The sequence below is a fragment of the Hydrogenophaga sp. R2 genome (assembly GCF_049843595.1).
In the GTDB taxonomy this organism is placed as follows: Bacteria; Pseudomonadota; Gammaproteobacteria; order Burkholderiales; family Burkholderiaceae_C; genus Hydrogenophaga.
The window spans coordinates 330,452-357,043 of sequence record NZ_JBBHZN010000004.1; the positions used below are offsets into that span (position 1 = coordinate 330,452).

Annotated in this window: 31 protein-coding genes and 1 tRNA gene; 16 read left to right on the top strand and 16 right to left on the bottom strand. The window is 68.4% G+C overall.

What is annotated here, in order from left to right; translation table 11 throughout:
* Window positions 1-41: 41 nt before the first annotated feature.
* Window positions 42-5,876, top strand: a complete 5,835-nt coding sequence (locus WD026_RS14980) for an Hpt domain-containing protein (protein WP_425724459.1) — start codon at window positions 42-44, stop codon at window positions 5,874-5,876.
* Between the two features lie 43 nt (window positions 5,877-5,919).
* Here WD026_RS14980 and WD026_RS14985 read toward each other — a convergent pair whose 3' ends face one another.
* Window positions 5,920-7,395 carry a cryptochrome/photolyase family protein gene (locus tag WD026_RS14985; RefSeq protein WP_425724460.1) on the bottom strand — a complete coding sequence of 492 codons (1,476 nt, stop codon included), beginning with the start codon at window positions 7,393-7,395 and terminating at the stop codon, window positions 5,920-5,922.
* Between the two features lie 65 nt (window positions 7,396-7,460).
* Here WD026_RS14985 and WD026_RS14990 point away from each other — a divergent pair, with 65 nt between their 5' ends.
* Genes WD026_RS14990 through WD026_RS15015 form a run of 6 tightly spaced genes read left to right on the top strand, consistent with a single transcriptional unit; the run spans window position 7,461 to window position 11,990 of the window.
* A complete protein-coding gene (locus WD026_RS14990; protein WP_425724462.1) occupies window positions 7,461-8,048 on the top strand; it encodes a YqgE/AlgH family protein in 588 nt (195 codons plus the stop codon).
* Window positions 8,032-8,451, top strand: a complete 420-nt coding sequence (gene ruvX, locus WD026_RS14995) for a Holliday junction resolvase RuvX (protein WP_425724463.1) — start codon at window positions 8,032-8,034, stop codon at window positions 8,449-8,451. Before WD026_RS14990 ends, ruvX begins: the two co-directional genes overlap by 17 nt.
* Window positions 8,448-8,972: a bifunctional pyr operon transcriptional regulator/uracil phosphoribosyltransferase PyrR gene (gene pyrR, locus WD026_RS15000; RefSeq protein ID WP_425724464.1), complete on the top strand. Its 525-nt coding sequence runs from the start codon at window positions 8,448-8,450 to the stop codon at window positions 8,970-8,972. Before ruvX ends, pyrR begins: the two co-directional genes overlap by 4 nt.
* Window positions 8,969-9,931, top strand: a complete 963-nt coding sequence (locus WD026_RS15005) for an aspartate carbamoyltransferase catalytic subunit (protein ID WP_425724465.1) — start codon at window positions 8,969-8,971, stop codon at window positions 9,929-9,931. The genes pyrR and WD026_RS15005 overlap by 4 nt, the downstream gene beginning before the upstream one ends.
* Before the next feature lie 2 nt (window positions 9,932-9,933).
* A complete protein-coding gene (locus tag WD026_RS15010; protein WP_425724466.1) occupies window positions 9,934-11,247 on the top strand; it encodes a dihydroorotase in 1,314 nt (437 codons plus the stop codon).
* Window positions 11,244-11,990, top strand: coding sequence for a lysophospholipid acyltransferase family protein (locus WD026_RS15015; RefSeq protein WP_425724467.1), 747 nt, complete (start codon window positions 11,244-11,246; stop codon window positions 11,988-11,990). Before WD026_RS15010 ends, WD026_RS15015 begins: the two co-directional genes overlap by 4 nt.
* Window positions 11,991-11,997: 7 nt before the next feature.
* Here WD026_RS15015 and WD026_RS15020 read toward each other — a convergent pair whose 3' ends face one another.
* Complete coding sequence (locus WD026_RS15020) at window positions 11,998-12,645, bottom strand: glutathione S-transferase (RefSeq protein ID WP_425724468.1); 648 nt, start codon at window positions 12,643-12,645, stop codon at window positions 11,998-12,000.
* A gap of 118 nt (window positions 12,646-12,763) precedes the next feature.
* On the opposite strand from WD026_RS15020, the gene WD026_RS15025 reads away from it, so the two are divergent.
* Window positions 12,764-13,270 carry a copper chaperone PCu(A)C gene (locus tag WD026_RS15025; RefSeq protein WP_425724469.1) on the top strand — a complete coding sequence of 169 codons (507 nt, stop codon included), beginning with the start codon at window positions 12,764-12,766 and terminating at the stop codon, window positions 13,268-13,270.
* A gap of 21 nt (window positions 13,271-13,291) precedes the next feature.
* On the opposite strand, the gene WD026_RS15030 is transcribed toward WD026_RS15025, so the two are convergent.
* Window positions 13,292-14,413: an ABC transporter ATP-binding protein gene (locus tag WD026_RS15030; RefSeq protein ID WP_425724470.1), complete on the bottom strand. Its 1,122-nt coding sequence runs from the start codon at window positions 14,411-14,413 to the stop codon at window positions 13,292-13,294.
* Window positions 14,414-14,468: 55 nt separating this feature from the next.
* On the opposite strand from WD026_RS15030, the gene WD026_RS15035 reads away from it, so the two are divergent.
* From WD026_RS15035 to WD026_RS15050, 4 genes are all read left to right on the top strand, one after another.
* Window positions 14,469-16,076 (top strand): ABC transporter permease, encoded by a 1,608-nt coding sequence (locus WD026_RS15035; RefSeq protein ID WP_425724471.1) that lies wholly within the window; start codon window positions 14,469-14,471, stop codon window positions 16,074-16,076.
* 154 nt (window positions 16,077-16,230) lie between these two features.
* The gene (locus WD026_RS15040; RefSeq protein WP_425724472.1) at window positions 16,231-16,575 is read left to right on the top strand and encodes a hypothetical protein; all 345 of its coding nucleotides are present in this window, start codon (window positions 16,231-16,233) and stop codon (window positions 16,573-16,575) included.
* On the top strand, window positions 16,572-17,108 hold the full coding sequence (locus WD026_RS15045) for a hypothetical protein (RefSeq protein ID WP_425724473.1): 537 nt from the start codon (window positions 16,572-16,574) through the stop codon (window positions 17,106-17,108). The genes WD026_RS15040 and WD026_RS15045 overlap by 4 nt, the downstream gene beginning before the upstream one ends.
* A 27-nt stretch (window positions 17,109-17,135) precedes the next feature.
* The gene (locus tag WD026_RS15050; protein ID WP_425724474.1) at window positions 17,136-17,672 is read left to right on the top strand and encodes a hypothetical protein; all 537 of its coding nucleotides are present in this window, start codon (window positions 17,136-17,138) and stop codon (window positions 17,670-17,672) included.
* 3 nt (window positions 17,673-17,675) lie between these two features.
* On the opposite strand, the gene WD026_RS15055 is transcribed toward WD026_RS15050, so the two are convergent.
* Window positions 17,676-17,750 (bottom strand) — tRNA-Arg (locus tag WD026_RS15055).
* A gap of 109 nt (window positions 17,751-17,859) precedes the next feature.
* Here WD026_RS15055 and WD026_RS15060 point away from each other — a divergent pair.
* Window positions 17,860-18,927, top strand: coding sequence for a site-specific integrase (locus tag WD026_RS15060; protein ID WP_425724475.1), 1,068 nt, complete (start codon window positions 17,860-17,862; stop codon window positions 18,925-18,927).
* Here WD026_RS15060 and WD026_RS15065 read toward each other — a convergent pair.
* Window positions 18,833-19,096, bottom strand: coding sequence for a hypothetical protein (locus tag WD026_RS15065; RefSeq protein ID WP_425724476.1), 264 nt, complete (start codon window positions 19,094-19,096; stop codon window positions 18,833-18,835). The genes WD026_RS15060 and WD026_RS15065 overlap by 95 nt on opposite strands.
* Complete coding sequence (locus WD026_RS15070) at window positions 19,093-19,653, bottom strand: DUF1643 domain-containing protein (RefSeq protein ID WP_425724477.1); 561 nt, start codon at window positions 19,651-19,653, stop codon at window positions 19,093-19,095. Before WD026_RS15070 ends, WD026_RS15065 begins: the two co-directional genes overlap by 4 nt.
* 25 nt (window positions 19,654-19,678) lie before the next feature.
* On the opposite strand from WD026_RS15070, the gene WD026_RS15075 reads away from it, so the two are divergent.
* Both WD026_RS15075 and WD026_RS15080 read left to right on the top strand, forming a co-directional pair.
* Window positions 19,679-19,858: a DUF3606 domain-containing protein gene (locus tag WD026_RS15075; RefSeq protein ID WP_425724478.1), complete on the top strand. Its 180-nt coding sequence runs from the start codon at window positions 19,679-19,681 to the stop codon at window positions 19,856-19,858.
* A gap of 99 nt (window positions 19,859-19,957) precedes the next feature.
* Window positions 19,958-20,305, top strand: coding sequence for a hypothetical protein (locus WD026_RS15080; RefSeq protein ID WP_425724479.1), 348 nt, complete (start codon window positions 19,958-19,960; stop codon window positions 20,303-20,305).
* A gap of 23 nt (window positions 20,306-20,328) precedes the next feature.
* Here the strand turns inward: WD026_RS15080 and WD026_RS15085 are convergent, their stop codons facing one another.
* Genes WD026_RS15085 through WD026_RS15125 form a run of 9 tightly spaced genes read right to left on the bottom strand, consistent with a single transcriptional unit; the run spans window position 20,329 to window position 24,912 of the window.
* Entirely contained in the window at window positions 20,329-20,814 is a 486-nt protein-coding gene (locus tag WD026_RS15085) for a hypothetical protein (protein WP_425724480.1), read from the bottom strand.
* On the bottom strand, window positions 20,811-22,697 hold the full coding sequence (locus tag WD026_RS15090) for a ParB/RepB/Spo0J family partition protein (RefSeq protein WP_425724481.1): 1,887 nt from the start codon (window positions 22,695-22,697) through the stop codon (window positions 20,811-20,813). Before WD026_RS15090 ends, WD026_RS15085 begins: the two co-directional genes overlap by 4 nt.
* Window positions 22,698-22,712: 15 nt before the next feature.
* Window positions 22,713-23,264: a hypothetical protein gene (locus WD026_RS15095; protein WP_425724482.1), complete on the bottom strand. Its 552-nt coding sequence runs from the start codon at window positions 23,262-23,264 to the stop codon at window positions 22,713-22,715.
* Window positions 23,261-23,530, bottom strand: coding sequence for a hypothetical protein (locus tag WD026_RS15100; protein ID WP_425724483.1), 270 nt, complete (start codon window positions 23,528-23,530; stop codon window positions 23,261-23,263). The genes WD026_RS15095 and WD026_RS15100 overlap by 4 nt, the downstream gene beginning before the upstream one ends.
* Window positions 23,527-23,832: a hypothetical protein gene (locus WD026_RS15105; protein ID WP_425724484.1), complete on the bottom strand. Its 306-nt coding sequence runs from the start codon at window positions 23,830-23,832 to the stop codon at window positions 23,527-23,529. The genes WD026_RS15100 and WD026_RS15105 overlap by 4 nt, the downstream gene beginning before the upstream one ends.
* Window positions 23,833-23,863: 31 nt before the next feature.
* On the bottom strand, window positions 23,864-24,145 hold the full coding sequence (locus WD026_RS15110) for a hypothetical protein (RefSeq protein WP_425724485.1): 282 nt from the start codon (window positions 24,143-24,145) through the stop codon (window positions 23,864-23,866).
* A 4-nt stretch (window positions 24,146-24,149) separates the two neighbouring features.
* Entirely contained in the window at window positions 24,150-24,443 is a 294-nt protein-coding gene (locus WD026_RS15115) for a hypothetical protein (RefSeq protein WP_425724486.1), read from the bottom strand.
* Complete coding sequence (locus tag WD026_RS15120) at window positions 24,440-24,712, bottom strand: hypothetical protein (protein WP_425724487.1); 273 nt, start codon at window positions 24,710-24,712, stop codon at window positions 24,440-24,442. The genes WD026_RS15115 and WD026_RS15120 overlap by 4 nt, the downstream gene beginning before the upstream one ends.
* On the bottom strand, window positions 24,709-24,912 hold the full coding sequence (locus WD026_RS15125) for a hypothetical protein (RefSeq protein WP_425724488.1): 204 nt from the start codon (window positions 24,910-24,912) through the stop codon (window positions 24,709-24,711). The genes WD026_RS15120 and WD026_RS15125 overlap by 4 nt, the downstream gene beginning before the upstream one ends.
* 194 nt (window positions 24,913-25,106) lie before the next feature.
* Between WD026_RS15125 and WD026_RS15130 the strand changes: the two genes are divergently transcribed.
* Window positions 25,107-25,853 carry a phage Gp37/Gp68 family protein gene (locus WD026_RS15130; protein ID WP_425724489.1) on the top strand — a complete coding sequence of 249 codons (747 nt, stop codon included), beginning with the start codon at window positions 25,107-25,109 and terminating at the stop codon, window positions 25,851-25,853.
* Here the strand turns inward: WD026_RS15130 and tcmP are convergent.
* Window positions 25,850-26,592: three-Cys-motif partner protein TcmP (tcmP, locus tag WD026_RS15135; protein ID WP_425724490.1), on the bottom strand; the 743-nt coding region annotated here is incomplete at its 5' end. The genes WD026_RS15130 and tcmP overlap by 4 nt on opposite strands.

Consider the following 26,592-nt stretch of genomic DNA (forward strand, 5'->3'; position numbering starts at 1 on the left):
CCGCCGCCCGATTCCCTTCTGCCAGCCCACCACGGACGCCCATGCTTGACCCCGTCACCGACAGCGCACCGAAGGACAGCCCCGATGCAGACCTGGGGCCGCTGGCCTGGGTGTTCGAGGAACTCCGCAAATCGCTCGATGCCGCCAACAAGGCCATCCGCCGGTTCCTGAGGGACCATGAGCAGGCCCGCCAGGGTGATCTGGAGCTGGCCGATCCCGCCTCGCTGCGGCTGGCACGGCAGCAGATCCACCAGGCCGTGGGCGCTCTGGAGCTGGTCGGTCTGAGCGCACCGGCCCAGGTGCTGCGGGGCATGGAGGCGGCGGTGCAGCGCTTCGTGCAGCGCCCCGACACCTGCACGGCCGATGCCGCCGCGCGGGTGGAACGGGCCGGATTTGCCCTGATCGAGTACCTGGAGGGCGTGCTGCGCGGGCGCCAGCTGCCCTCGGTGGCCCTGTTTCCCCAGTACCGCGATGTGCAGGAGGTGGCCGGCGCCGAGCGCATCCACCCGGCCGATCTCTGGCCGGCCGAGCACCGCGGCATCGAGCTGCCGGCGCCCGACGGCGTGACCGCACAGCAACCGAGCGCCACCTTGCGCTCCCTGTTCGACCGCCTGGTGCTGCTGGTGGTCAAGACCCACAGCCCGGCCTCGCTGCAGTCGCTGGCGCGGTTCTGCGCCGGCCTGTCGGCGGGTGCCACGCAAACGCGGCAGCGCACCTTCTGGCGCGTGGCCGCCGCTTTCTTCGAGGCCCAGGCCGCGGGGCTCATCCCGGCCGACGTCCACGTCAAGCGGGCCACCTCCCGTGTGCTGCTGCAGTTCACCAGCCTCCAGCAGGGCAAGACCCAGGTCTCCGAGACCTTGCTGCACGATCTGCTGTTCTTCTGCGCTCAGGCCGCCGGTGCCGATGCAGCGCGCACGCCGCAACTGCAGGCGGTGCGTCAGGCCCATGGCCTGGCGGGGCAGGTGGCGGTCGATTACCAGCGCGCGTCGCTCGGCCGGTACGACCCGGCGGTGCTGGCCCAGGCGCGCAAGCGCATCCATGCCGCCAAGGAAACCTGGTCGCTTTTCGCCGGTGGTGATGCCGCCCGCGCCCGACCCGCCAGCGAACAGATCGGCCTGATCGCCGATTCGTTGCTCAAGCTGCACCCGGCCAGCACCGCTCTGGCTGCTTCCCTGGTGCGCGCCGCCGAACACGCGGTGGCCTCGTCCACCGGTGTGGCCCCCGAACTGGCGATGGAGGTGGCCACCGTCACCCTGTATCTGGAGGCCGTGTTCGACGACTTCGATCCCGATGCCACCGAGCTGGCCGAGCGGAGCCAGGCGCTGGCATCCCGGCTGGACGGTGCCATGTCCGGTGCGCCTGCCCAGCCGCTGGACGTCTGGATGGAGCAGCTCTACAGCCGGGTGAGCGACCGCCAGACCATGGGCAGTGTGGTGGGCGAACTCAAGGTCTCGCTGGGCGAGGCCGAGAAGGCGCTGGACCAGTTTTTCCGCGATCCCCAGGACAAGGCGGGTCTGCATGTGGCGGCCAGCCAGCTGGCGCAGATGCGCGGCGTGCTGTCGGTCCTGGGTCTGGACCAGGCGGTGCATGCGGTGGCCCGCATGCGCACCTCGGTCGAGCAGATGATCGACACCGAAATCGACGAGGCGCAGGCCCGCGCCGCCGGCACCTTCCAGCTGCTGGGCGACAACCTGAGCGCCCTGAGCTTCCTGGTGGACATGCTGAACTACCAGCCCACGCTGGCCCGCAAGCTGTTCGTGTTCGACGAACAGGCCGGCGAGCTCAAGCCGGTCATGGGGCGTGTCGGCACCGCCGACGTGCCCGGCCCCTCGGCCGCCCAGGACGCGCTGGAGCTCAGCCAGGGCGTGCAGGAAGTGGTGGAGAGCGTGCAGGAGGGCACGCCCCTGGTCGACATCACCCAGGCGCTCGACCAGCTGGCCGAGCAGGCATCGCTGGCCGATCAGCCGGCGGTGGCCCGTGCCGCCCGCGAAGCCGCCGACGCCGTGGTGGCCAACGATCCCCAGGCCGGTGCCCAGGCGCTGGTCGACCTCAGTGCGTCCACCTCGGCCAGCGCGCCGGTGCCCGATGCCGGCATCACGACGCAGGAGGTCGAGGACGATGACCTGCTGGGCATCTTCCTGGAGGAAGCCCGTGAAGTGGTGGGCAACGGCCAGGAGGCCGTGGCCCAGCTGCACGCCCAGGGCCGCGACCTGGAACAGCTCACCACGCTGCGCCGGGCATTCCATACCCTCAAGGGCAGCTCGCGCATGGTGGGCCTCAACGAGTTCGGTGAGGCTGCCTGGTCCATGGAGCAGCTGCTCAATGCCACGCTGGCCGAGCAGCGCGCCGCGAGCGCAGAGCTGCTGGACCTGTCTGCGCAGGCGCTGCAGGCCTTCGGTCAATGGGCCGACGACATTGCCGCCGGCCGCACGTCGGCGTGGACGGCTGCCGCCTTCCGCCGCAGTGCCGAGGCCCTGCGCGACCAGTCGGCGCCCGTTCCCCTGGAGCCGCTGGACGCGCTGTCGGCACCCGCCGAGGCCGCGAACGATCTGCCGCCAGCGGAGCCCGTGGTCGAGGTGATCGATCTCGACAGCCAGCCGCTGCCGGACCTGCCCGCCGAGCCGCTGGCCCTGCCCGAGCTGGCCGACATCGACCTGGGCAGCCTGGAAGCCTTTGCCGATCCCGCACCGGTTGCCGATGCGCCGGCCGAGCCCGAGGTGGCGACGGCGCCAGAGACTCCGGCGCCCGAGGCCATATTTGCCTCGTACGAGGACGCCGAATTCCTGGAGCCCGACCGGGATGACGAAACGGTGGAGGCGCCGGCGGAGGCGCCTGTAGAGATGCCCGAGGCGGTCGAGGCCATCGAGATCGTCGAAGCCATCGAGCTGAGCGAGCCCGCGGCCGAGGAACTGCTGGCGGAGCCGCCGGAGGAGACCTCTGACGAGCAGGTCCGCGTCATCGGCCCGCTGCGCATCGGGCTCAAGCTGTTCAACGTGTACCTGAACGAGGCCGATGAGTGGTCCCGCCGCCTGAGCACCATCCTGTCGGAGTGGGCGCTGGAGAGCCATGAGCCGGTCCCGGACGCGGCCGAAGCGCTGGCGCATTCGCTGGCGGGCAGTTCGGCCACCGTCGGTTTCGACGGCCTTTCTCAGATGGCCCGTGCGCTCGAGCATGCGCTGGGCATGGTGGCTGCCCACCAACAGGACGGCTTTGTGGCGTCGTCGTCGCTGGCCCGGCTGTTCGTCGACGCCGCCGAAGACATCCGGCGCCTGCTGCACCAGTTCGCCGCCGGTTTCCTCAAGGCGCCGGATGCCGAGCTGCTGGCCGCCGTGCGCGAGGCCGCGAGCCAGGCGCATCTGGGCGTGTCGGCCGCAGAGCCGGCCGAACCCGCTGCCGAGGCACCTGCCGCAGACACTCCCGTTGTTCCCGTCCCGCCGGTCGTACCGGTCGTGGTGCCCCAGCCGGCGCCGCCGGTGCAGCGGCGTGCCGCGCCGGTGCAGGACATCGACGACGACATCGATGCCGTCGACACCATCGACGTCGACCTGTTCCCCATCTTCAGCGAGGAAGCCGACGAACTGCTGCCGCAGCTCGCAGGCGCCCTGCGCCAGTGGAGCGCCCGTCCGGACAACGCCAGTGCGCGTTCCGAGGTGCTGCGCAACCTGCACACCCTCAAGGGCAGCGCCCGGCTGGCCGGCGCGCTGCGACTGGGCGAGATGGCCCACCGCATGGAAACCGTGGCCGAGCGGCTGGGCTCCGACGTGCAGCGTTCGGCCGACATCGAGCCCCTGCAGGCGGCCTTCGATGCCATCGTGGCCCGCTTCGACCAGCTGCGCCATCCCGACGCCGCGCAGGACGTGCTGCAGACCGCACCGGAAGGCGACACCGCTGCCGTGGCGGTGGACGAGACGGCCGACGCCGCCCCGGCAGCGCAGCCGGCGGCACCGACCGCCACGGTGAGCGCCAGCACCGGTCTGACCGGCCTGACCACACCGCAGGCGCCGGTGGCCCTGGCGGCCCGCAGCCAGAGTGCCGTGCGCGTTCGCCCGGAGCTGCTGGACCGCCTGGTCAACCAGGCTGGCGAGGTGCTGATCACCCGCTCGCGCATGGAGTCCGAGCTGGTCACCTTGCGGGCCTCGCTCAAGGACCTCACCGGCAACCTGGACCGCCTGCGCCAGCAGCTGCGTGACATCGAGCTGCAGGCCGAGTCGCAGATGCAGTCCCGGCTGGCCCAGGCCCGCGATGCCGACCAGTCGTTCGATCCGCTGGAGTTCGACCGCTTCACCCGGGTGCAGGAACTCACCCGCATGATGGCCGAGTCGGTCAACGACGTGGCCACGGTGCAGCGCAACCTGCAGCGCGCGGTGGAATCCACCGAAGACAGCCTGGTGGCCCAGGCCCGCCAGACCCGCGAACTGCAGCGCGACCTGCTGCGCACCCGCATGGTGGAGTTCGAAGGCATCTCCGAGCGCCTGTACCGCGTGGTGCGTCAGGCCTCGAAGGAGACCGGCAAGCAGGTCCGGCTGGACATCACCGGCGGCAACATCGAGATGGACCGCGGGGTGCTGGACCGCATGACCGCATCGTTCGAGCACCTGCTGCGCAACTGCGTGGTGCACGGCATCGAGTCGCCCGACGTGCGTGCCGCGCGCGGCAAGCCGGCCGAGGGCCAGATCGAGATCACGCTCACCCAGGAGCTCAACGATGTGTCGGTGGTGTTCGCCGACGACGGCAACGGCCTCGACCTGGAGCGTCTGCGCGAGAAGGGCCTGGCCGCCGGGCTGATCGACGACAGCGTGCCGGCGGCCGATCCGCGTGTGGCCCAGCTGGTGTTCGAGCCGGGCATCAGCACCGCACAGAGCGTGTCCGAGCTGGCCGGCCGCGGCATCGGCATGGACGTGGTGCGCAGCGACGTGGTCGGTCTGGGCGGTCGGGTGGAGACCGCCAGCCGCAGTGGCGAGGGCACCCGTTTCACGCTGGTGCTGCCGCTGACCACCGCCGTGACGCAGGTGGTGATGCTGCGTGCCGGCGACCAGACGGTGGGCGTGCCTTCCAACCTGGTCGAACTGGTGCGGAGGGTGTCGGCGTCCGAGCTGGAAGCGGCGTATGCCAGCGGCCAGATGGACTATGGCGGCGAGTCGGTCCCGTTCTACTGGTCGGGTGCGCTGCTGCAGGCATCGGCCGCTTCGACCGAGACCCAGGGACGCACGCTGCCGGTGGTGATCTTCCGCAGTGCGGCCCAACGGGTGGCGGTGCATGTGGACGAGGTGCTGGGCAGCCAGGAAGTCGTGGTGAAGAACCTCGGGGCGCAGCTCTCGCGCCTGCCCGGTCTGGCCGGCATGTCGGTGCTGGCGTCCGGCGCAGTGGTGCTCATCTACAACCCGGTGGCGCTGTCCACCGTGTACGGCGAGCAGGTGCGCAGCTGGGTCGCCTCACGCCTGGCGGCTCCGGTGGCCAGTGGTGCCGCCGGCACTGCGGCCGATGCGGTGGCGGCCAGCGTGCCCCTGGTGCTGGTGGTGGACGACTCCATCACCGTGCGCCGCGTCACGCAGCGCCTGCTGCAGCGCGAGGGCTACCGCGTGGCGCTGGCGGCCGATGGTCTGCAGGCCCTGGAGCGGCTGCAGGCCGAGCGGCCGGCGGTGGTGCTGTCGGACATCGAGATGCCGCGCATGGACGGCTTCGACCTGGTGCGCAACATCCGCAACGATGCGGCGCTCAAGGGGCTGCCGGTGATCATGATCACCTCGCGCATCGCCGAAAAGCACCGCGAACATGCCCGCGAACTGGGCGTGGACCACTACCTGGGCAAGCCCTACGCCGAAGACGACCTGCTGGCACTGGTGGCCCGTTACGCCCACGCGCCCACCGAGGCTTGAGCCCAGGCCTGAGCGCGGGGCCACCACAAAGGAAAGCCGCCCCTCAGGCGGCTTTTTTCACGACCGCGTAACGCTCCAGCGTCTTCTCGCGCGCCAGCGCGTGGTCGACCACCGGGTGCGGGTAGTTCCGGCCCAGTTCCACACCGGCGGCCAGCCGCTCCATCGCAGGGGCGGCCCAGGGCGCGTGGATGGACTTGTCCGACAGGCCGGCGAGCTGAGGCAGGTAGCGCCGTATGAACTTGCCCTGCGGGTCGAACTTCTCGCTCTGGCTCACCGGGTTGAAGATGCGGAAATACGGCTGGGCGTCGCAGCCGCTGGAGCTGGCCCACTGCCAGCCGCCGTTGTTGGCGGCCAGGTCGAAGTCGATGAGCTTCTCGGCAAAGTAGCGCTCGCCCCATTGCCAGTGCAGGCCGAGATCCTTCACCAGAAAGCTCGCCACCACCATGCGCAGCCGGTTGTGCATGTAGCCGGTCTGGTTGATCTGGGCCATGGCCGCATCCACCAGCGGGTAGCCGGTGCGGCCTTCGCACCAGGCCTCGAACAGCGCCTGGGCGTGTGCGCCGTGTTCGAAGGCGATGCGGTCGTACTCCGGCTTGAAGGCCCGCTCGGTCACGTGCGGGAAGTTGGCCATGATCTGGTGGTAGAAGTCGCGCCAGACCAGCTCGGACAGCCAGGTGCTGGCACCCGCCATGCCCTGCAGGTGCATGGGCCACGCCAGGGAGGCCAGCTGCCGCACCGACACCGTGCCGAAGCGCAGGTGCACGCTCAGGTAGCTCGGCCCTTTGACGGCGGGGAAATCGCGGCTCTCCTGGTAGCGCTCGATGCGCTGCACGAAATCGTCCAGCAGCCGGCCGGCCCCGCTGGCCCCGGTGGGCATGGGCAGCTGCGACAGGTTGGTGGGCTCGAAGCCGATGTCCTGCAGCGTGGGTACCGGCCGCGCATGGTCGGCCGGGCGCGGGGCCAGGGCGCCGGCCAGGGGCTCCACCGGCCAGGCCTTCAGGTGCTCTTCGCCCAGGCGCTTGAGCCAGGCGTTCTTGTAGGGCGTGAAGACGCCGAAGGCGCCGCCGGCCTGGGTCAGCACCTCGCGGCGCTCGAAGATCACATGGTCCTTGAAGCTGCGCAGGATGATGCCGGCGTGGGCCAGATCGCCCAGCACCCTGGCGTCGCGTGCCAGGGCGGCCGGTTCGTCGTCGTGGTTGGTGAACACCGCCTGCACGCCCAGCTGCTGCGCCAGCGCCGGGATGGCGCTGCGCGCGGTGTCGTGCAGCACGATCAGGCCGGCGCCCTCCACGCCGTGGGCCTGGCCCAGTTCGCGCAGCCGGGCATCGAGCTCCACCAGCGATTCGCGGATGAACTCCACCCGGCGGTCGGCGCGGGGCAGGGGGTCGAGGATCTCGCGGTCGAACACGAACACGCACCACACCCGCCGGCAGCTGGCCAGGGCGTGGTGCAGGGCGGTGTTGTCGGTGGCGCGCAGATCGCGCCGGAACCACATGAGTCCACTGTCGAAACGTTGCATGGCGGGGATGGGGATGCAGGGGTGGGGCGGTCGGCCGGGCGAGGGGGGCCGCTTAAAATCCGCCGATGTCCGCTGATTCTGCCCCCATCAACCTGACCAATCATTTCCTGATTGCGATGCCCGGCCTCAGCGACGAGCTTTTTGGCCGCAGCGTGGTGTTCATGTGCGAGCACAGCGAACGTGGCGCCCTGGGTCTGATCATCAACAAGCCGGGCGAGATCCTGCTCTCGCGCCTGTTCGAGAAGGTCGACCTGACCCTGGCCCGCGACGACCTGGCGCAGCAGCCGGTGTTTCAGGGCGGTCCGGTGCAGACCGAGCGCGGCTTCGTGCTGCACGACGCGGTGAGTGACGACGGTGAAGGCGTGTACGCCTCCACCCTGAGCATTCCCGGCGGTCTGGAGATGACCACCTCGCGCGACGTGCTGGAGGCCATGGCCCTGGGCGCCGGCCCCCGCCGCGTGTTCGTGTCGCTGGGCTATGCCTCCTGGGCCAAGGGCCAGCTGGAGTCCGAGATCACCGAGAACTCCTGGCTCACGGTCGAGGCCGACCCCGCCATCATCTTCGACGCCCCGGTGGACCAGCGCTACGAACGCGCCATGGCCCTGCTGGGCCTGCAACCCTGGATGCTCTCCCGCGATGCCGGCCACGCCTGAGCTCACCGACGTGCCGGCGCACTGCCAGACCTTCGTCGCCTTCGACGTGGGCCGCAAGCGCACCGGCGTGGCCACCGGCAACCGCCTCACCCGCACCGCCACCCCGCGCCCGACGATGCGGGCCGAAGGCGATGCGCGCTGGCCCCAGGTGGCGACCATCCTGCGCGAATGGCAGCCCGACGCCCTGGTGGTGGGCGTGCCGTTTCATCCCGATGGTGCCGAGCACGAGAACACCACGCTGGCCCGCAAGTTCGCCCGCCAGCTGCGCGGCCGCCACGGCCTGCCGGTGTTCGAGGTGGACGAGCGCTACAGCACCACCGAAGCCCATGCCCTGGGTGCCACCGACGCTGACGCAGCGTCGGCCTGCATCATCCTGGAACAGTTCCTGAGGAGCCTGCCTTGAACCCCTTGCCGGATTACCCCCTGCCCGACGCCGAGGCGCTGTACGGCGCCCTGCGCAGCGGCGTGACCACGCTGCTGGCCGGCGGCCCGCAGCCGACCCACCTGGTGGGCATCACCTCGGGCGGTGCCTGGCTGGCCGAGCGGCTGCAGCGCGACCTGGGCCGCGCCGGCGAGCCGGGCATCGTGTCATCGGCCATGCACCGCGACGACTTCGCCCAGCGCGGCCTGGCCCACGCGCGCCAGACCTCGCTGCCGTTCGACGTGAATGGCGCCCACCTGCTGCTGATCGACGATGTGCTGTTCACCGGCCGCACGCTGCGGGCGGTGCTCAACGAGCTGTTCGACCACGGCCGCCCGGCCAGCGTGCGGCTGGCGGTGCTGGTGGACCGGGGCGGTCGCGAGCTGCCGATCCAGGCCGATCTGGCGGCGGCCCGCCTGCCGGTGCCGGCCGACCGCACCCTGTCGCTGGCCCGGGCCGAGTCCGGCCAGTTCCGTTTCGTCCTGGAGGCCCGCCAGCCATGAGTGCCCGCCGCAATCCCCAGCTCAACCGCCACGGCGAGCTGATCCACCTGCTGTCCACCGAAGGGCTGTCGCGCGACCTGCTCACCCACATCCTGGACACGGCCGAGAGCTTCACCAGCGTGAGCAACCGCGAGGTCAAGAAGGTGCCGCTGCTGCGCGGCAAGAGCGTGTTCAACCTGTTCTTCGAGAACAGCACCCGCACCCGCACCACCTTCGAGATCGCGGCCACGCGACTGAGCGCCGACGTCATCAACCTCGACATCGCACGCAGCTCCACCGCCAAGGGCGAGTCGCTGCTCGACACCATCGCCAACCTCAGCGCCATGGCGGCCGACATCTTCGTGGTGCGGCACAGCGAGTCGGGTGCGCCCTACCTGATCGCCCAGCATGTGGCGCCGCATGTGCACGTGGTGAACGCCGGCGACGGCCGCCATGCCCACCCCACCCAGGGGCTGCTGGACATGTTCACCATCCGCCACTACAAGCGCGACTTCACCAACCTGTCGGTGGCCATCGTGGGCGACGTGCTGCACTCGCGCGTGGCCCGCTCCGACATCCATGCCCTCACCACCCTGGGCTGCCCCGACCTGCGTGTGGTGGGTCCGCGCACCCTGGTGCCGTCCGATCTGTCGCACATGGGCGTGCGGGTGTGCCACACGCTGGAAGAGGGCATCAAGGACTGCGACGTGGTGATTGCGCTGCGCCTGCAGAACGAACGCATGAGCGGCGCGCTGCTGCCCTCCAGCCAGGAGTACTTCAAGAGCTTCGGCCTCACGCCCGAGCGCCTGCGCTGGGCCAAGCCGGATGCCATCGTCATGCACCCCGGCCCCATCAACCGTGGTGTGGAGATCGATTCGGCCGTGGTGGACGGCCCGCAGAGCGTGATCCTGCCCCAGGTCACTTTCGGCATCGCGGTCCGCATGGCCGTGATGTCCATCGTCGCCAGCAACGAAGCCTGACCATGAAGATCCTCATCCAGAACGGTCGCGTCATGGACCCGGCCACCGGCCGCGACGAAGTGGCCGACGTGGCCGTGGCCGCCGGCCGCATCATCGCCATCGGCAATGTGGCGCCCGACTTCCATCCCAACCGCACCATCGACGCCGCCGGCTGCGTGGTGGCCCCGGGCCTGGTCGACCTGTCGGTGCGGCTGCGCGAGCCTGGCCAGGAACACGCCGGCATGCTCGAGAGCGAAATGGCGGCGGCCGTGGCCGGTGGCGTCACCTCGCTGATCTGCCCGCCCGACACCGACCCGGTGCTCGACGAGCCCGGTCTGGTCGACATGCTGCGTTTCCGGGCCGAAAAGCTGCACTTGGCCCGTGTGTTCCCGGTGGGCGCGCTCACCCGTGGGCTGCAGGGCGAGGTGCTGACCGAAATGGCCGAGCTCACCGAGTCGGGCTGCATCGGCTTCGGCCAGGCCGAGGTGCCCATCCTCAACACCCAGGTGCTGCAGCGGGCCCTGCAGTACGCCGCCACCTTCGGCTACACCGTGTGGCTGCGGCCGAACGATGCCTGGCTGGGCAAGGGTGTGGCAGCCAGCGGCCCGCTGGCCACGCGCCTGGGCCTGTCGGGTGTGCCGGCCGCGGCCGAGACGATTGCACTGCACACGCTGTTCGAACTCATGCGCGGCATCCGCAGCGGCGGGCAGGGCGCGCGGGTGCACCTGTGCCGCATCAGCAGCGCGGCCGGTCTGGCGCTGGTGCGCCAGGCCAAGGCCGACGGCCTGGCCGTGACCTGCGACGTGAGCGTGCACAACCTGCACCTGACCGATGTGGACATCGGCTACTACGACAGCCGCCTGCGCCTGCAGCCGCCCGTGCGCCAGCAGCGCGACCGCGATGCGCTGCGCGCCGGCCTGGCCGACGGCACCATCGATGCGCTGGTGTCCGACCACAACCCGGTCGATGCCGATGCCAAGGTGCTGCCGTTTGCCGAAGCCGAACCCGGCGCCACGGCAGTCGAGCTCCTGCTGGGCCTGGCCTGCCGCTGGGCCGAGCAGGACGGTCATGACCTGATGAAGGCCCTGTCGGTGCTCACCCAAGGGCCGCAACAGGTGCTGGGCGCCCAGCTGGGCACGCTGCAGGCCAGCGTGGGCCGTCTGGTGGTGGGCGGCGTGGCCGACCTCTGTGTCTTCGATCCGAAGGCGCTGGTGCGGGTCGATCCCGCCCGCCTGCGCAGCCAGGGCAAGCACACCCCGTTCGAAGGCCACGAGCTGCCGGCGCAGGTCAGGACCACGCTGGTGGCCGGTCAGGTGGCCTGGGCGGCTGGCGCGTGAAGACGCTGCGAGCCCTCTCGCGGGCCCTGCGTGCCTTGTGGCATGTGGTGCGCGGGTTGTGGATCATCCGCACCCGCTTCCACCGCATCGGCGCGGCCGAGGCCGACGGCCATGTGCGCGACTGGTCGCTGGGGTTGCTGCGCATCCTGGGCGTGGAACTCTCGGTGCGCGGCGAGGTGCCGTCCGCCGGACCGCTCCTGCAGGTGGCCAACCACACCAGCTGGCTGGACATCATCGTCATGAACGCGGCGCGGCCCAGCCGCTTCGTGTCCAAGGCCGACGCCCGCCACTGGCCGTTGCTGGGCTCGCTCATCACCGGCGCCGGCACCCTCTACATCGAGCGCGAGAAACGCCGCGACGCCATGCGCGTGGTGCACCACGTGGCCGAACGCCTGCAGGCCGGCGACCTGATCTCGGTGTTTCCCGAAGGCACCACCGGCGACGGGTCGGAACTGCTGCCCTTCCATGCCAACCTGTTCCAGGCCGCCGTGTCGGCACCCGCACCGGTGCTGCCGGTGGGGCTGGCCTTCATCGATGCCGCCACCGGCCGGCCGCACCCGGCCCCGGTGTTCGTGGGCGACACCACCCTGGTGGCCTCCATCTGGAGCGTGCTGAGCGCCGATGGCCTGCAGGCCGTGGTGCATTACGGCGAGCCGCAGGAGAGCCTGGGTCGCGACCGCCGCACCTGGGCCCAGCAGGCCCGGGATGAGGTCGACCGGCTGCGCCGCACCGACCCCTTCTGAGGGGCCGTCAGCCGCCCTTGGCCCGCTGCAGCATGAGCGCGGTATTGGCCTTGCGGTCGGCGTTCACCCGGGCCACGGTGGGCCGCTCGTTGAGCTGCTGCAGGTACTCCCGCACCCGGAGTGTGGCCAGCAGGTCCTGGCCGTAAATGATCTTGGTCGCGCTGCCCACCAGCGGCAGGTGCACAGCGGCGGCGCAGTCGGCCAGCGTGAACCTGTCACCGGCCACAAAAGGCGAGAAGCGGGCCAGCGTGGCAAAGGCGGCGATGTTCTTCTCCAGCTGCGCCCGGGTCTTTTCCTTGGCGGCATCGCTCACCTTGCCGCCGAAGAAGGCCTCGGGGTAGAGGTTGCGGGCCACCAGCTCCAGGTGCAGTTCCAGGTAGCGCACCAGTTCGCGCACCTTGGCGGCCGCAAAGGGGTCGGCCGGCAGCAGCGGGTGCTGCGGATGCGCCTGCTCGATGTACTCGAGGATGACGGTCGATTCCGAGATGGGGCCTTGCGGCGTCACGATGTAGGGCACCTTGCCCAGCGGGCTGGCGGCCGGATCGGTCTGGCCGACCCAGGCCAGTTTCTCTTCGAACGGCACGTTCTTTTCGAGCAAGGCCAGCTTGACCTTGTTGTAGTAGTTGCTGGCGGCAAAGCCGCAGAGCTGGATCATGGGAGTCTCCTGTTGGGGTGCTGCATGCTAGGGCGCAGCGGGCGGTGGCCGAGTCACGCGCACGACCCGGGCGGCGATACACTGCCCCGTTTAACCACTGCCCTTGCGGAGACCGCCCATGAAACACCTGCTGCTCGCCGGCCTGCTGGCCATTGCCCTGCCCGCCATGGCCCAGAAGGCCACCATCGACGTCAAGGACGCCTGGGCCCGTTCCACCACGTCCCAGCAGTCGTCCACCGGTGCCTACATGAAGCTCACCGCCAGCAGCCCCCTCAAGGTGGTGGATGTGAGCTCGCCGGCCGCCGGCATCGTGGAGATCCATGAAATGTTCATGGACAAGGACATCATGAAGATGCGGGCCGTCAACGGCCTGGCGCTGCCGGCCGGTCAGGCGGTGGAGCTCAAGCCCGGTGGCCTGCACGTGATGCTGATGGACCTGAAGGCGCCGGTGAAGGCCGGTGACGTCATTCCCATCCGGCTCACGCTGGAGTCGGCCGATGGCCAGCGCCAGAACCTCGAAGTCAAGGCCGAGGCCCGTGCCATGAACATGCCCGCTGGCCACGGAGCGCATGGTGCGCATGGCGCACAGGGCTCGCACGGTGGCCAGGGCGGCCACAAGCACTGAGCCGTATCAAGGTGTGTGGCGTCAGTCCGGTGTGACCGGCTGGCGCGCCACGCCGGAGGCCGGCGGGCTGGCTGCGCCACCGCCCCGCTCGAAGGTCACCACGTGCTCCACCTCGGCGCGGATGCCGATCCACTCGCCCAGGGCATGGTTGTGGTGCGAGGGCACATGGGTCATGAGCACTTCGCCCGATGACAGCCGCAGCGTGTAGAGGAACTCCGAGCCCCGGAACGCCTTGCGGATGATCTGTGCCTTCACCGGCGCATCGTCGTCGTGCACGATGTCGTCGGCCCGCAGCAGCACGTCGCACAGGCCGGCCTCGTAGGCGGTGGGCAGCGGGCATTCCTCAACGTCCTGCAGACGGCCCAGCGGCGTCTGCACCGACACCTCCTGGCCATCCAGCCGGATCTGCGCCGGTGCAAACACCCCGTGGCCGATGAACTCGGCCACGAAGCGGGTGGCCGGCCGGTGGTAGAGCGCATAGGCGTCGTCCCACTGGTGCAGGTGGCCTTCGTGCATCACGCCGATGCGGTCACCGATGGCAAAGGCCTCCAGCTGGTCGTGGGTGACGAACAGCGCGGTGGCGTTGGCGGCCTTGAGGATGCCGCGCACTTCGTGGGCCAGGCGCTCACGCAGGTCCACGTCCAGGTTGGAGAAGGGCTCGTCCAGCAGCAGCAGGCGCGGGTTGGGCGCCAGTGCCCGGGCCAGAGCCACGCGCTGCTGCTGGCCGCCCGAGAGTTCGTGCGGGTAACGCGACTGCATGCCGTCCAGCCCCACCAGCTTGAGCACCTCGATCACCCGGGCTTCACGCTCGCGCCGGGGCAGCCGGTCGATGCCGAAGGCCACGTTGCGGCCCACGTCCAGGTGCGGGAAGAGGGCGTAGTCCTGGAACACCATGCCGATGCGGCGCTGTTCGGCCGGCACATGGCGTGAGGGCTCGCTCACCGTCTCGCCCCCTAGCACGATGCGTCCGCCGCTGGCGCGTTCCAGGCCGGCCACGGCGCGCAGCAGGGTGGTCTTGCCGCAGCCCGAAGGGCCGATGAGCACACCGATCTCGCCGGCCCGCAGGCCCAGGCTCACGCCGTCCACCGCCGCAGCGGGCTGCTGGCCGTAGCGGACCTGGAGCTGGGAGACGTCGAGGAACATGAGGACGATTGTAGATAACTACAATTCTCATTTGTGTTGACCGAGATCAAAGCCCATGCCGCGCTGGTTGTTCGTGCCGCCCCTCATCGTGCTCGCCCTGCTGCTGGTGCTGCCGGTGCTGTCGCTCTCGGGGGCCTGGCTCAGCTTTGACGCCCAGGCGCTGGACGTGCTGCGCCAGATGGCCGGCACCGTGCTGCCGGAGTACACCGCCACATCGCTGCTGCTGTGCGTGGCGGTGGCGCTGGGCGTGGCGGTGGTGGGCATGCTCACCGCCAGCGCGGTGACCCTGTTCGACTTCCCGGGGCGGCGCGTCTTCGAATGGGCGCTGCTGCTGCCCCTGGCCATGCCGGCCTACGTGGTGGCCTATGCCTACACCGACTTCCTGCAGTTCTCCGGTCCGCTGCAGGTGTGGCTGCGCGAGACCTTCGGCCTGAGCGGCCGCGTGTTTCCCGAGGTGCGCAACACCGCCGGGGCGGTCTGGGTGTTCACCTTCTCCCTCTATCCCTACGTGTACCTGCTGGCCCGCACCGCGCTGGCCGAGCGGGCGGCGCAGCTGATGGAAGCGGCGCGGCTGCTGGGCGCACCGCTGGGGCGGCGCATCCGCGAGGTGGCCCTGCCGCTGGCACGGCCGGCTGTGGCGGCCGGCGTGGCGCTCGCACTGATGGAGACCCTGGCCGATTTCGGTGTGGCCAGCTACTTCGGCATCCAGACCTTCACCGCCGGCATCTACAAGGCCTGGCTGGCCATGGACAACCGGCTGGCCGCCGCCCAGCTGGCCACGCTGCTGCTGTTCACCGTGGCGGTGCTGCTGTGGCTGGAACACCGCGCCCAGCGCCGCATGCGTTTTGCCTCGCTGCGCGGGCAGCGCGCCGGCAGCCAGGAGGCCCAGCCGGTGCGCCTGCGCGGTGCGGCGTCGGTGCTGGCGGTGCTGGTCTGCCTGCTGCCCATCCTGGCCGGTTTCGTGCTGCCGGTGCTGTTCATGCTGCGACCGCTGGTGGGGGGCTGGGACGAGCTGCCCTGGCACATGTTCGTGCAATGGTCCCTCAACAGCGTGTGGCTGGCCGGCCTGTCGGCCGCACTGGCCACGGTGCTGGCCCTGCTGCTGGCGCTGGCGGCGCGTACCCGCCCGGGTGCCCTGACCCGCGGCACGGTGCAGCTGGCCAGCCTGGGCTATGCGGTGCCGGGGGCCGTGATCGTGGTGGGGCTGCTGCTGCCGGTGGGCTGGCTGCAGTCCGTCTGGCCGCAGACCTCGGTGGGGTACTGGATCACGGCCACGGCGCTGGGCATCGTCTGGGCCTACCTGGTGCGCTTCACGGCGGTGGCCCTGCAGTCGGTGCAGAGCGGCTATGCCCGCATCCCCGCCAGCCTGGACGACTCGGCCCGCATGCTGGGCACCACCGGGCTGGCCCTGGCGGTGCGGGTGCATGCCCCCCTGCTGCGCCGGGCTACCCTGGCCGCGCTGCTGCTGGTGTTCGTGGACGTGATGAAGGAGCTGCCCGCCACCCTGGTGCTGCGCCCCTTCAACAGCGACACGCTGGCGGTGGTCACCTACCAGCTCGCCCGCGACGAGCGACTCGGCGAGGCCGCGCTGCCGGCGCTCACCCTGGTGCTGGTCGGCCTGATCCCGGTGATCCTGCTCAGCCGCACCCTGCGCGCGCGCTGAAAGCCGCCGGCCCGATGGCCGGCCGGTGGGGTCTTGCCAGTGGCCATGGGCGAATACCCAAAAACAATCCTAAAAAACTACCATCTGGCTGCCGCCGATCAATGATGTAGTCCTTAAGTGTTCTTCTGATGGCGGTTCCATCCAAGGATCCCCCATGAACCACCATCTGAACGACTTCAACGACTACCTCCACTTCGCCAGCTATGCGCTGGATCTCGTGCTCATTGCCGCGGGTTTCTGGATGGCCGCCACCGCCCGCCAGATGCAGATGCGGGGCGCGGTCGGATCGACCTTGCGGCAGGTGTCCGTCGGTGCCGTGGTGCTGGGTTTTGCCCACCTGATCGAGACCGTGCTGTTCGAGGTGTTCGACGTCGGCACCGAGGCCAACGAGCTGGTTCACCGCGTCATCATCCTGATCGGCTTCCTGTACATCGCCAACGGTCTGCGGCAGTTCGCCCGCTCCCTGAAGTCGCTGCTCAAGGTCAAGGCGCCTCAGTGATCGAGCCGCTCTACAGCCTGTTGCTGGAGCTGGCGCACGCCCGCCGATCCGGCATGCTGCTGCTGGTGCTCAATGCCTCCGGCTCGGCCGCGCACATCGTCACCGTATGGCTGCACGAGGGCGAGCTGGTTCATGCCAGCGGCCGCATGCGGCGCGGCGCCGAGGCGCTCATGCTGCTGAAGCATGCCCGCCTGCTGCGTCGCTGGCAGTGGTTCGATCTGGCAGCCCCTGGCGACCTCGACACCCAGGAGCTGCCCAGCCTGCAGCAGTTCCTGAGCTTCGAGAGCCGCTACGTGGTGCCCGGGCCGCCGGAGGATGCGCCGACCAGCCTGGAGCAGGTCCGGCTGGAGCGGCTGTTTGCCATCCAGACCTTCATCCAGACCATGGGCGGACCCCAGGGTGCCGATGCCTTCATGGAACTGCTGTTCGAGCATCCGCCCGCCCACGCCTGGGACGAGCTGATAGAAGCCTTCCGGGTTCACCTGAGCCACTACTTCGGTCTCCAGGTGGCTCGCCAGGTGGTCGACGGTTGAGGCTGTGGCCTCGCCAGGAGAAACACGATGAATGCCGACATCCGATCCCTGCTGCTGCAGCTGCACCAGGAGCGCCAGACCGGCCTGCTCTCGCTGGTGATCGAGGTGCAGCCCGCTGCCGACGCCGCCGAACCGGTCAAGGAAGCGCTCAGCCTGTCGTTCGTGGCGGGCGAGCTGGCGGCGGCAGAGGCCCGCCAATGCCAGGGCATGCAGGCCATGGGTCACCTGGCCCGGGCGCGCCAGCTCCTGCGTCAGCGCTGGTACCCGGTGAGCTCCAACGTGCTCAAGCGCATGGACGGCATGCCGGTGCTCTCGGTCTGGATACAGCAGCTCGAATCCCAGGCCGACCCCGACTCCGGACGTTCGAACGAGCGCGCCCAGCAGCTCGACGACATCCTGCGGGCCTTCCACACCATGGGCGGGCTGGACGGCATCGAACGCTTCGTGGGCCTCACGGCCCAGCACCCGCCGGAGACCGCCTGGGAACTGCTGATGGAGGCGCTGCGCCAGGAACTCACGCTGTACTTCGGCGCGGAGCGTGCCCAGGCCATGACTCAGACCTGAGGCTGGCACCACCAACAGGAATCGAACCTGTATCTAGCGCTTAGGAGGCGCTCGTTCTATCCATTGAACTATGGCGGCGGGAGGGAAATTCTACCGGTCGGATTCTGCGGCTATATAGTGCGGCTGTTCTCTGCTGTATCGCCGCATCATTCCTTGAGTGATACCAGAGTGATACGGTATCACTTCGATGGCATCGATTATCCAAGTCAAGGGCAGCTGGCGCGCACTGGTCCGACGCAAGGGACATCCGACATTCTGTCAGACGTTCCCGACCCAGGCCCAGGCCAAGGCGTGGGCCCGCCAGATCGAGGCCGACATCGATCGTGGCGAAGCGCCCAAGGCCGAGCTGGTGATGGGCAAGCGGGTGCTGGTGTCCGACCTGCTGGCCGCCTACAGGCGGCTGCGGGCCAAGTCCCGGCCGATCGCTGACGACTCCAACGAGCACTACATGCTCAAGGCCCTGGACAAGGGTCTGGGCTCGCTCGATGCGGCCAGGCTGCAGGTGGCCGACCTGGTGGGCTACTGCGAGGCCCGCAGCGAGGGCGGTGCGGGCCCGTACACGATCAACATGGACATCGGCAAGCTCGGCACGGTGATGCGCCTGACGGCCGCGCACCTCAAGCTGCAGCTGCGCGACGTGGTGGGCGAGGCCCGGCCGCTGCTCAAGCACATGGGCCTGATCGGCGGTGGCGGCATGCGCGAGCGCCGGCCCACCGAAGACGAGCTGGTGGCCATCCTGAAATGGCTGGAGGACAACCGGGGCCGGATCTACGCCGACGCGGTGCGCTTTGCGGTGGCCACCGCCATGCGGCGAGGGGAGATCGTTCGGGTGATGTGGGCCGACGTGGACCCGAAGAAGCGCTTGCTGCTGGTCAGGGACCGCAAGGACCCGCGGCAGAAGCTGGGCAACGATCAGTGGGTGCCGCTGCTCAACGGCGCCTGGGAGCTGCTGCAGGCCCAGCCAGAGCCCCGTGGCGACCTGATCTTCCCGGTGCACGAGCAGACCCTCAGCAAGTACTTCAAGCAGGCCTGCGACGCGCTGAGCGTGCCGGACCTGCATTTCCACGACCTACGGCACGACGGCATCTCGAAGCTCTTCGAGCAGGGGTTCGACATTCCCCGCGTGGCCCTGGTCAGTGGCCACAAGAGCTGGAACAACCTCAAGCGGTATGCCAATCTGAAGCCTGAAGACTTGCACCATGGGCCCGGCGGGCCTCCTCGCGACGGCGATCCAGGTACTCCGCCACGTCCCTGACGTCGGCCCAGCGCTTGGTGCCGTCGACGTAGGTGGGGATGCCGAAGGTGCCCTCGCTGATCTTGCGCCGCAGGTTGGGCGGCGTGGTGTCGAGGATCTCCGCCAGGCGCTCCAGGTCGACGCGCAACCCGAATTTCTCGATCAGAACCATCTGGGTCAGGATGCTCATGCGGTGCTCCAGGGAATCAGTGGGACGTCCTTGCGCACCTTGTGCTTGCCCCGGGCCAGCGGGTGCTTCGGGTAGCCGCCGGCGGTCTTGCCCAGGCAAAAGAGGGGCGCACCCTCGGGCAGCGCGGCTTCGATCTCTTCCAGCACGTTGTCGAACCAGAGGTCGCACCGGTCGGCCAGCGCGCCCCAGGCGAGCAGCACCGCACCGGCCTGCTCGACCTGCTTCTGGATCTCGCCCAGGTTGGCCTGCAGTGCGTCGCGCTCATCCCACGCCTGGCGCGTGTCCCAGGTGTTGACCATGTCGACAGCCTCTGCCGGCGTCGGGCTGCGCAGGGGAATGCCGTTGACCACCACGATGCCGCCGTACCCGTTGTGGCTGGCGATCTGGCAGAGCAGGGTGATGGTCGGATCGTCCACGGTGTGGTCGGCCGTGCTGGGGTTGAACATGCACACCAGCAGTTTCGCCCTGTCGTCCCATGTCCGGGTCAGCGTGAAGCGGTACGAACCGCACTTCGAAAGGCGGGCCGAGCGTTGAATTCCGGTGAGGGTCTGCGACATACTGCGGCTTTCAGAGGAGGTACCAATGGCGACCAAAGGTGACGACCCCAAGAAAAAGAAGGCGGACTCGAAGCTTGTGAGCCAGCAGCCGCACGAGGTTTCGTATCTGGCGAAGAAGACCCAGCAGACCAAGGAAGCGGTCAAACAGGCCATCCAGGCTGCCGGTCCGTCCCGGAAGGCGGTTGTGAAAAAACTGGGCAAGTAGGCGACCCATCGTCGCATCGAAGAAACGGCTGCTGGCCAGCGTTCCGCAGCAGCTCGGATCAAGCACGCCGGTCTTCGCCAGCAGATCCGATTCGCTGAGATGATGTTCTCCAACTCCACCCGAACGCGTCCCGCTTATCCACAGGTCTGTCCCCTGACAAACATCAAAACTCTCGCCAAGATTGGACTTCACCAACTTAGCAGGGAGTTCACCTTGAAAACCTATCCAGCCACCCATGTCCGCGAAGCTGACAAAACCTTCTACCGCTTTGAGGTGAGCGTCGATCCGTACGGCTTCTCTGCTGTTATCAGGGATGAGTTCAATGAGCATTTGTGGACGCCGTCCATCGTCTGGCGGCAAGATCTCGGGGATACAGAAGAGAGCCGCATGCGTTGCGCGATCGAGTGGGTCAAGGACATGATCGACGATCGATTCATCGTCGAATGACACCCGCTGGCTTTTGCTGATCGTCATAGGTCCATCACCTCCACATCCTTCGGCCGCTTCCGGCCAGCCAGGATCTCTCGAATGCGTTGCTCGGTAAGCCGGTGGGCCTGGATGACGGTGCGGGCCGGCAGCTGCTCCAGCAGCTCCGCGTAGTCCTCCAGCACGGCTCGGACGGCCTGGATGCCGCTGGCGTCCAGGCGGATGGTCTTGCTGTCGCGGTGGCGCCGGCAGGCGCTGGCCAGGGCGGCTGTTGCGTCGTCGAGCAGGCCGCTGCTGTCCTGGCAGACCTTCATCTCGCAGATCAGCGTTTCCATGAGGTTCACCGCGTCCGAGCAGATCCGCCAGTCGTCGATGGTCGGCGCCTGGCCGCGCTCGATCGAGGCCAGGCCCTGCCACATACGCGTAAGCTGGAGCACGCGTTTGGCTGCCGGCATGGGCTCGGTCTGGCTGGCCAGCAGCACGTCGATCATGGAGTAGGTCGACGGCGGATGTGCTTTGCGGCGGGTCATGCTGCTGCAGCTCCCTCGTGGCTCAGCTTCGGAAACGGCCAGACTGGCCTGGCCTCGGCCGTTTCGCTGGTGTCGGTGTCTGCGCGGCCGTCGTCGGCCGCGCCATCCACGCCCTGCATCGCGGCAGCGATGCCTTGCTCTGCTTCCTGGGCCGTCATCTTCGCGGCCGGTGCAGCTTTGGCCTTGCCACCGGCTTTGGCCTTCTCGGGCTTGCCCTTCCCGGGTTTTTTAGCCGGCGCAGCAGAGGGGATCGGGGTGGGCGATTGTTCGACCTCGGCGAAGGCCTCGCGCATCTGGTCGCGCACCTCAGCGCGGATGGCTTCCAGGTCGATGGCCAGGCGCTCGGCGCAGGCTTCGATCATGGGCGCATCCAGGCTGTACACGCGCGCGCCGTTGTTCCACTTGTACGCAGGCGACCGCTCGGCATCCAGGCACAGCTGCAGCAGCGCCACGCCGACCGAGCCATCCCATTCCCGGATGGCCTTCAGAGCCTGGTCGCTCTCGTACCACTCGACGTCCTGAACCTGCAGCATGGTCTGCAGCTTGTCGGTGTTCGGCTCCTCCGTGAGCCAGTGGAAGAGCAGCGCCTTGAGCATGCCGGTCTCGAACCGGGTTACCTCTCCGGCTTCGAGTCGCGGCCCGATGGCATCCACGGCGGCTGTCCGCCAGGCCTCGTGGTACTTCAGCTCCAGCTCGTCCTTCTTCCGCTGCAGTTCGCGCTCCTGTTCCTTCGCCCGCTGTTCAGGGGAGACCTGCTTCGCGCTCTTCTCACGCATGCGCTGGTACACCGGCTGTGCCACGGCATCCGGCACGAGCTCGATGGGGGCCTTGCTGTGCGGGTCGATCAGCAGCACGGTGTGCTTCTTGATCTCGTCGGCCTTGAGCTGCTGCCGCAGGGTGGTCGGGTTCTCGGCGTCGCTGGTGATGGTCTCGTCCAGGCGCGAGTAACCCTTGAGGTAGTTGGCCGGATAGGGCTTGATCGCTTTGGCCTCTTCACCGTCAATCACCGTCTGGCCGCGCTTCTTGGCCTTCTCGATGATCTGCCGGGTGTGGGCCTCGGCCTTGGTGTGGAAGCAGGTGGTGTCTGTGCACACGTCCGCACTGTCCACGTCGGAGAACAGTTCGGGGTTGGCGCCGGTGCGCTTGGGGCACTGGGCGCAGGCGCCGGCTTCGGGCAGCAGCTTGGCGTCCTTGATGTCGAACACGGCCGTCTCCAGCCGCAGCATGAGGTTGTTGCGCAGCCAGCTGGCGGCAGCGCGGGCGCTCATGGTGTCGCCCTGGTGGTCCTGGTGCACGAACTCCTTCAGGCCGCGCAGCTGCAGCTTGTGGGTGGGCACCCGGGCCAGCAGCAGGGCCTTGCTGGCGTCGAGCTGGCCGGCCCGCACTGCGTCACGGGCTTCGGTGCAGAGGTCCAGCAGCTTGAGGCGGCTGTACACGTAGCTGCGGCTCTTGCCGATGCGCTCGGCCACCTCGTCGGCGCTGAGGCTGTTGGCCTTCATCAGATGCTCGTACCCTTCGGCCTCTTCCAGGGCGGTGAGGTCGTCTCGCTGCAGATTCTCGATGACCTGGATCTCGATCACCTCGGGATCGGTCAGCTCGCGGACCAGCGCGGGGATCTCGGCCATGCCGGCCTGCAGGCTGGCGCGCAGGCGCCGCTCGCCGGTGACCAGCTCGTAGGTGGGCAGGGGGTTGTCGTCGCCCCGATTGCGGAAGGTGTCTTCCAGCCGGGATGGCGGCAGGGGGCGCAGCAGCACCGGCGAGTGCAGGCCGCTGGTGCGGATGCTCTCGGCCAGCTCGGCCAGCTTGGTGGCGTCGAAGGTCTTGCGCGGGTTGGTCAGGCTCGGCGCGATCAGTTTCGGCGAGATGTTGATCAGCATGTTCATGGGGGCCTCTGTGGGTTACGTCAGGCGCCAGATGCGCGCTGCCGGGCGGTCGTGGTCGGGGCCGACCTTGAAGGTCGGGGCGGGGGTGGCCTGGCCTTTCACCAGGCGGTTGCGGCGGGTGGCTTCACGGCTGAGCGCGCGGCGCCACTCGGTGGGCACGGCGATGGACTGGCCGGGCTTGGCCAGCTTCTCGAACAGCGGCGCCCAGTGCTCGGCCTGGCTGGGCTTGGGCTTGTTCACCGGCACGTTTTCATCGACCGGCAGCGTGGCGATGACGGTGGCCACCGGAGCGGCAGGGGCCCCGGCCAGGGCTGCAGGGGCCAGCGCGCGGAAGGGATTGGCCAAGGCGTTGGGGCCAGCGCGATACACCCATTCAAGGTCATCGCTCTGGGTCCAGATGAGCGCGCCGGCTTCGACCGCGGTCTTGAGCGAGGCCTGCACACTGGACACGTTGCAGTCGAACTTGCGGGAGATGTCGGCGCGGGTCAGCTCCTCGTCCGGGTTGCTGGCGAAGTAGGCCAGCACGCGCGCGGGCAGCGAGTCGGCGCGGGGGTTGTAGGCCTTCATGTGCTGGCCCTCCCGGCGCGCCGGGCCCAGCCCGAGCGGTAAACCCACATGGCCGCCACGATGCCGAACGGGCCGCCGGCCATGTAGCCCGCGATTTCCAGCCCGCTGGCATCGGGCGCCAGCTTGAACAGCACCAGGTTGCAGGCACCGATGGCCGCGCTGTTGAGGAAGGCGCCCAGGTAGTGCCCGTTGTTCACCAGCTGGCTCTGCAGGCCCAGCGCGAACACCAGGCCGAAGGTGCTGGCCAGCAACAGCAGGGCGCTCATTCCTGACCACCCCGCACGGCCACGGCGCGCTGACGGATCTCGGGGGTGGACTGCCAGCCCAGGCCCTCGGGGTCGCTGAGATCCTTGAGCAGCTCGAAGGCCGGGTTGTAGCCGTACACCACCTGCAGGCCGCTGCCCCGGGCCAGGTTGAGCATGCCGAGCGCGGCCGACTCGACGGCGGAGCAGGGCGCACCGCGCTGCGGTTGAGCCATGGTGGTGTAGGCCAGCAGGCCCTGCGCCGAGTGCACCAGCGTGATGTGGAGGGTGGTGGGCGGTGGCGCCGCCCCATGGGTGGAACTCATGGTGTCCTTTCGGTTGGGGAGGGAAGGGCGGTCAGTCGTCGCGATCGCCGGCGGCGGCTCGCTTGTGGTCGACCAGACCAGGGGGTGGCGCGGTGCGCCGGGTCGGGAAACGGGTGACGGCCACCGGCACGGTGGTCGAGCTGCGGCCGGCGCTGGCATTGCGCGCCAGCTGCTGGGCATAGAGGCGAACCTGCCGCGCACGCAGCGGGTCGGTCATGGTCTCGGCCAGGCTGGCCGGCCACTGGGGGCAACGCAGCAGACGCCAGGCGCGCTGCAGGTGCTCCTGAACCTCTTCGACCACGGGGGCGTCCATGGCATCAGCCCAGGTGACGCACCACCAGGTGCGCGCAGCCGAGGGAGCCGAACAGGATCAGCGCGTACAGCAGCAGCGCGGTGGCCAGTTCGGGCGCTTTGGGGGCAGGCTCAGCAGCAGGCTGCAACGTCAGCGGCTGCATGACGGTGTGCTGGGCCCGGCTGTTGATCAGCCGCTCGATGCGCAGCGCGCTCTGGTGCCCTTCGCTGCTGTGCACACGTGTGCACTCGGCGCAGGTGGGGCGGTCCTGGCAGATGCCGAGCTGCAGGCAGCTGTGGTGGCGGGCCGAGGCGCTCATGGCTGGCCACCCTGTGCCACGGTGTGGCTCTGCGGCCGGCACACCAGATCGCCCTGGTGCGTCCACAGCACCTGGGCGCCGGGCCCTGCCTCGGCCAGGCAGACGGCTTCGGCGGTGCGCTGGATCTGGCGGTCCAGCGATTCGAGCTGGGCGGCGTGGGCGGCCTCGTCGGCCAGGGCCTGGGAGAGGTCGGGCTCGTCGAGCAGCTGGGCGGCGAGGAGCAGGGCGCAGGCCGCGCAGGCCAGGCACCAGTTGCCCAGGGCCCTCATGCTGCCACCTCGTCGCCTTCAACCCGCTCCACGCTGGCCACCACACCGTGCACGGTGGCGGCAGCGATCAGCTCGGCTTCATTGCCGTTGCGCGCCTGGACGCGGATGGAGGGCAGGGCGCCCGATTCGCAGGGCTGCGGGACGCCTTGCTGGTCCTTGGGGTGGTAGTGGCAGCGGTAGCTACGGAGGGTTGTCCCCATCTGTTTCTCCTGTGTTTGGATGAACTGATGAGGAAATTAAACATCACGTGTAGATTGATGTCAACACCATGTGTAAACTTGATGTGGCTTCACAAGGCCGGTGTGTCTGTTGCTTCAACTCTGTACACGCCTGCTGGTTGCAGGGAAATTCAGTGCAGACGTCTGCACGGCCTACACTCGGCAGGGGGAATGCAATGGCTGAATCGTCGATCGAATGGACTGAACACACGTGGAACCCGGTGACGGGATGCACCAAGGTCTCACCCGGCTGCAAGCACTGCTACGCCGAGACGATGTCGCGTCGGCTGGTTGCCATGGGAGCTGCCGGCTATGAGAACGGCTTCAAGCTCACCATGCATCCCGAGCGGCTGAACCAGCCGTTGAAGCGCAAGGCCGCGACCACATACTTCGTGAACTCGATGAGTGACCTCTTCCATGAGGAGGTCACCGATGCCTTCATCGACCAAGTGCTTGATGTGTGCCGGCGTACGCCCCAGCACACCTACCAGGTGCTCACCAAGCGAGCCGAGCGATTGCCCAAGTTCTTCGAGCGGCGACAGGTGCCGCCCAACGTGTGGCTCGGTGTGTCGGTGGAAGACCGGAAGTACGGTGTGCCGCGTATCGCTGAGCTGCAGAAGGTGAAATCTGCAGCTGTACGGTTCCTCTCGGTCGAGCCTCTGCTGGAGGACGTAGGCAAGCTGGACCTGCGTGGCATCCACTGGGTGATCGTTGGTGGGGAGAGTGGGGCGAGTGCCCGCCCGATGAAGTCGGCCTGGGCCGACAACGTCCGCACCCAGGCAGTGGCCCAAGGCGTGGCGTTCTTCTTCAAGCAGTGGGGCGCCTACGGCCCAGATGGCGTGCGTCGAAGCAAGAAGGTCAACGGGCGGGAGTTATCTGGACGTCGCTGGGACGAGTTCCCGATCCGGGTGGCTCACGCTTAGTCGAAGTTGAACTCACCTTGCCCTGCTGGTTTCGCGACATCGCCCCAAATTCTGTTCGGCAAGTCGTGACGAGAAAAGAAGACGAGTCGATAGATTGGATGCTTCGAATCATTTTTGACTAGAGGCATCGCTTTGCTGAATTGGAAGCCCAGCCCGGCTACCAGTTTTAGCCAGTACTCAAAGAATTCTCGGCGCGCCGCTTCTTTTGAGAGCTGTCGGACGTCTACAGCTTGGCGCCAACCTGGAGCTGCCTCATCAAATCTCGGGTTGTCTTCGAATGCAAACTCGACATTACGAACAAGATCCATGACGCTGAAATGAACGGCAAAGTCGACCGTAGGCAGCACGGCTAAACGTCGAATGATGTCGAAGGAGAGAAACTCAAGGTTGTATGGATCGAGATAGACCGTACACAGTGTGCTGCTTGGGAGTGCGGTAATCATCTGCGGCACAGTGACCGTCGCTGGTCCAACAAACCCGGTTACAGGTGCGCCCAGCGCCTGCAGCCTCGCGCTGCAAGCATGCACCCTGTCGTCAACCTTGTCTCCTACAAGAACATGGGAGAACGGTGCGCCACGGAGAAGTGACTGTCGCCATGCGAGCACCGCACCGCCGTCCCGAGTGAAATTCTCGCCTTCAACCTGAATCCTTCCTGGTCCACAGAACGGATCGATAAAGGCACGTCTTGGCCAACGTTTTGCAGCCTCTCGCGTGCCATCCAAGTACTTCGTGAGGCGCT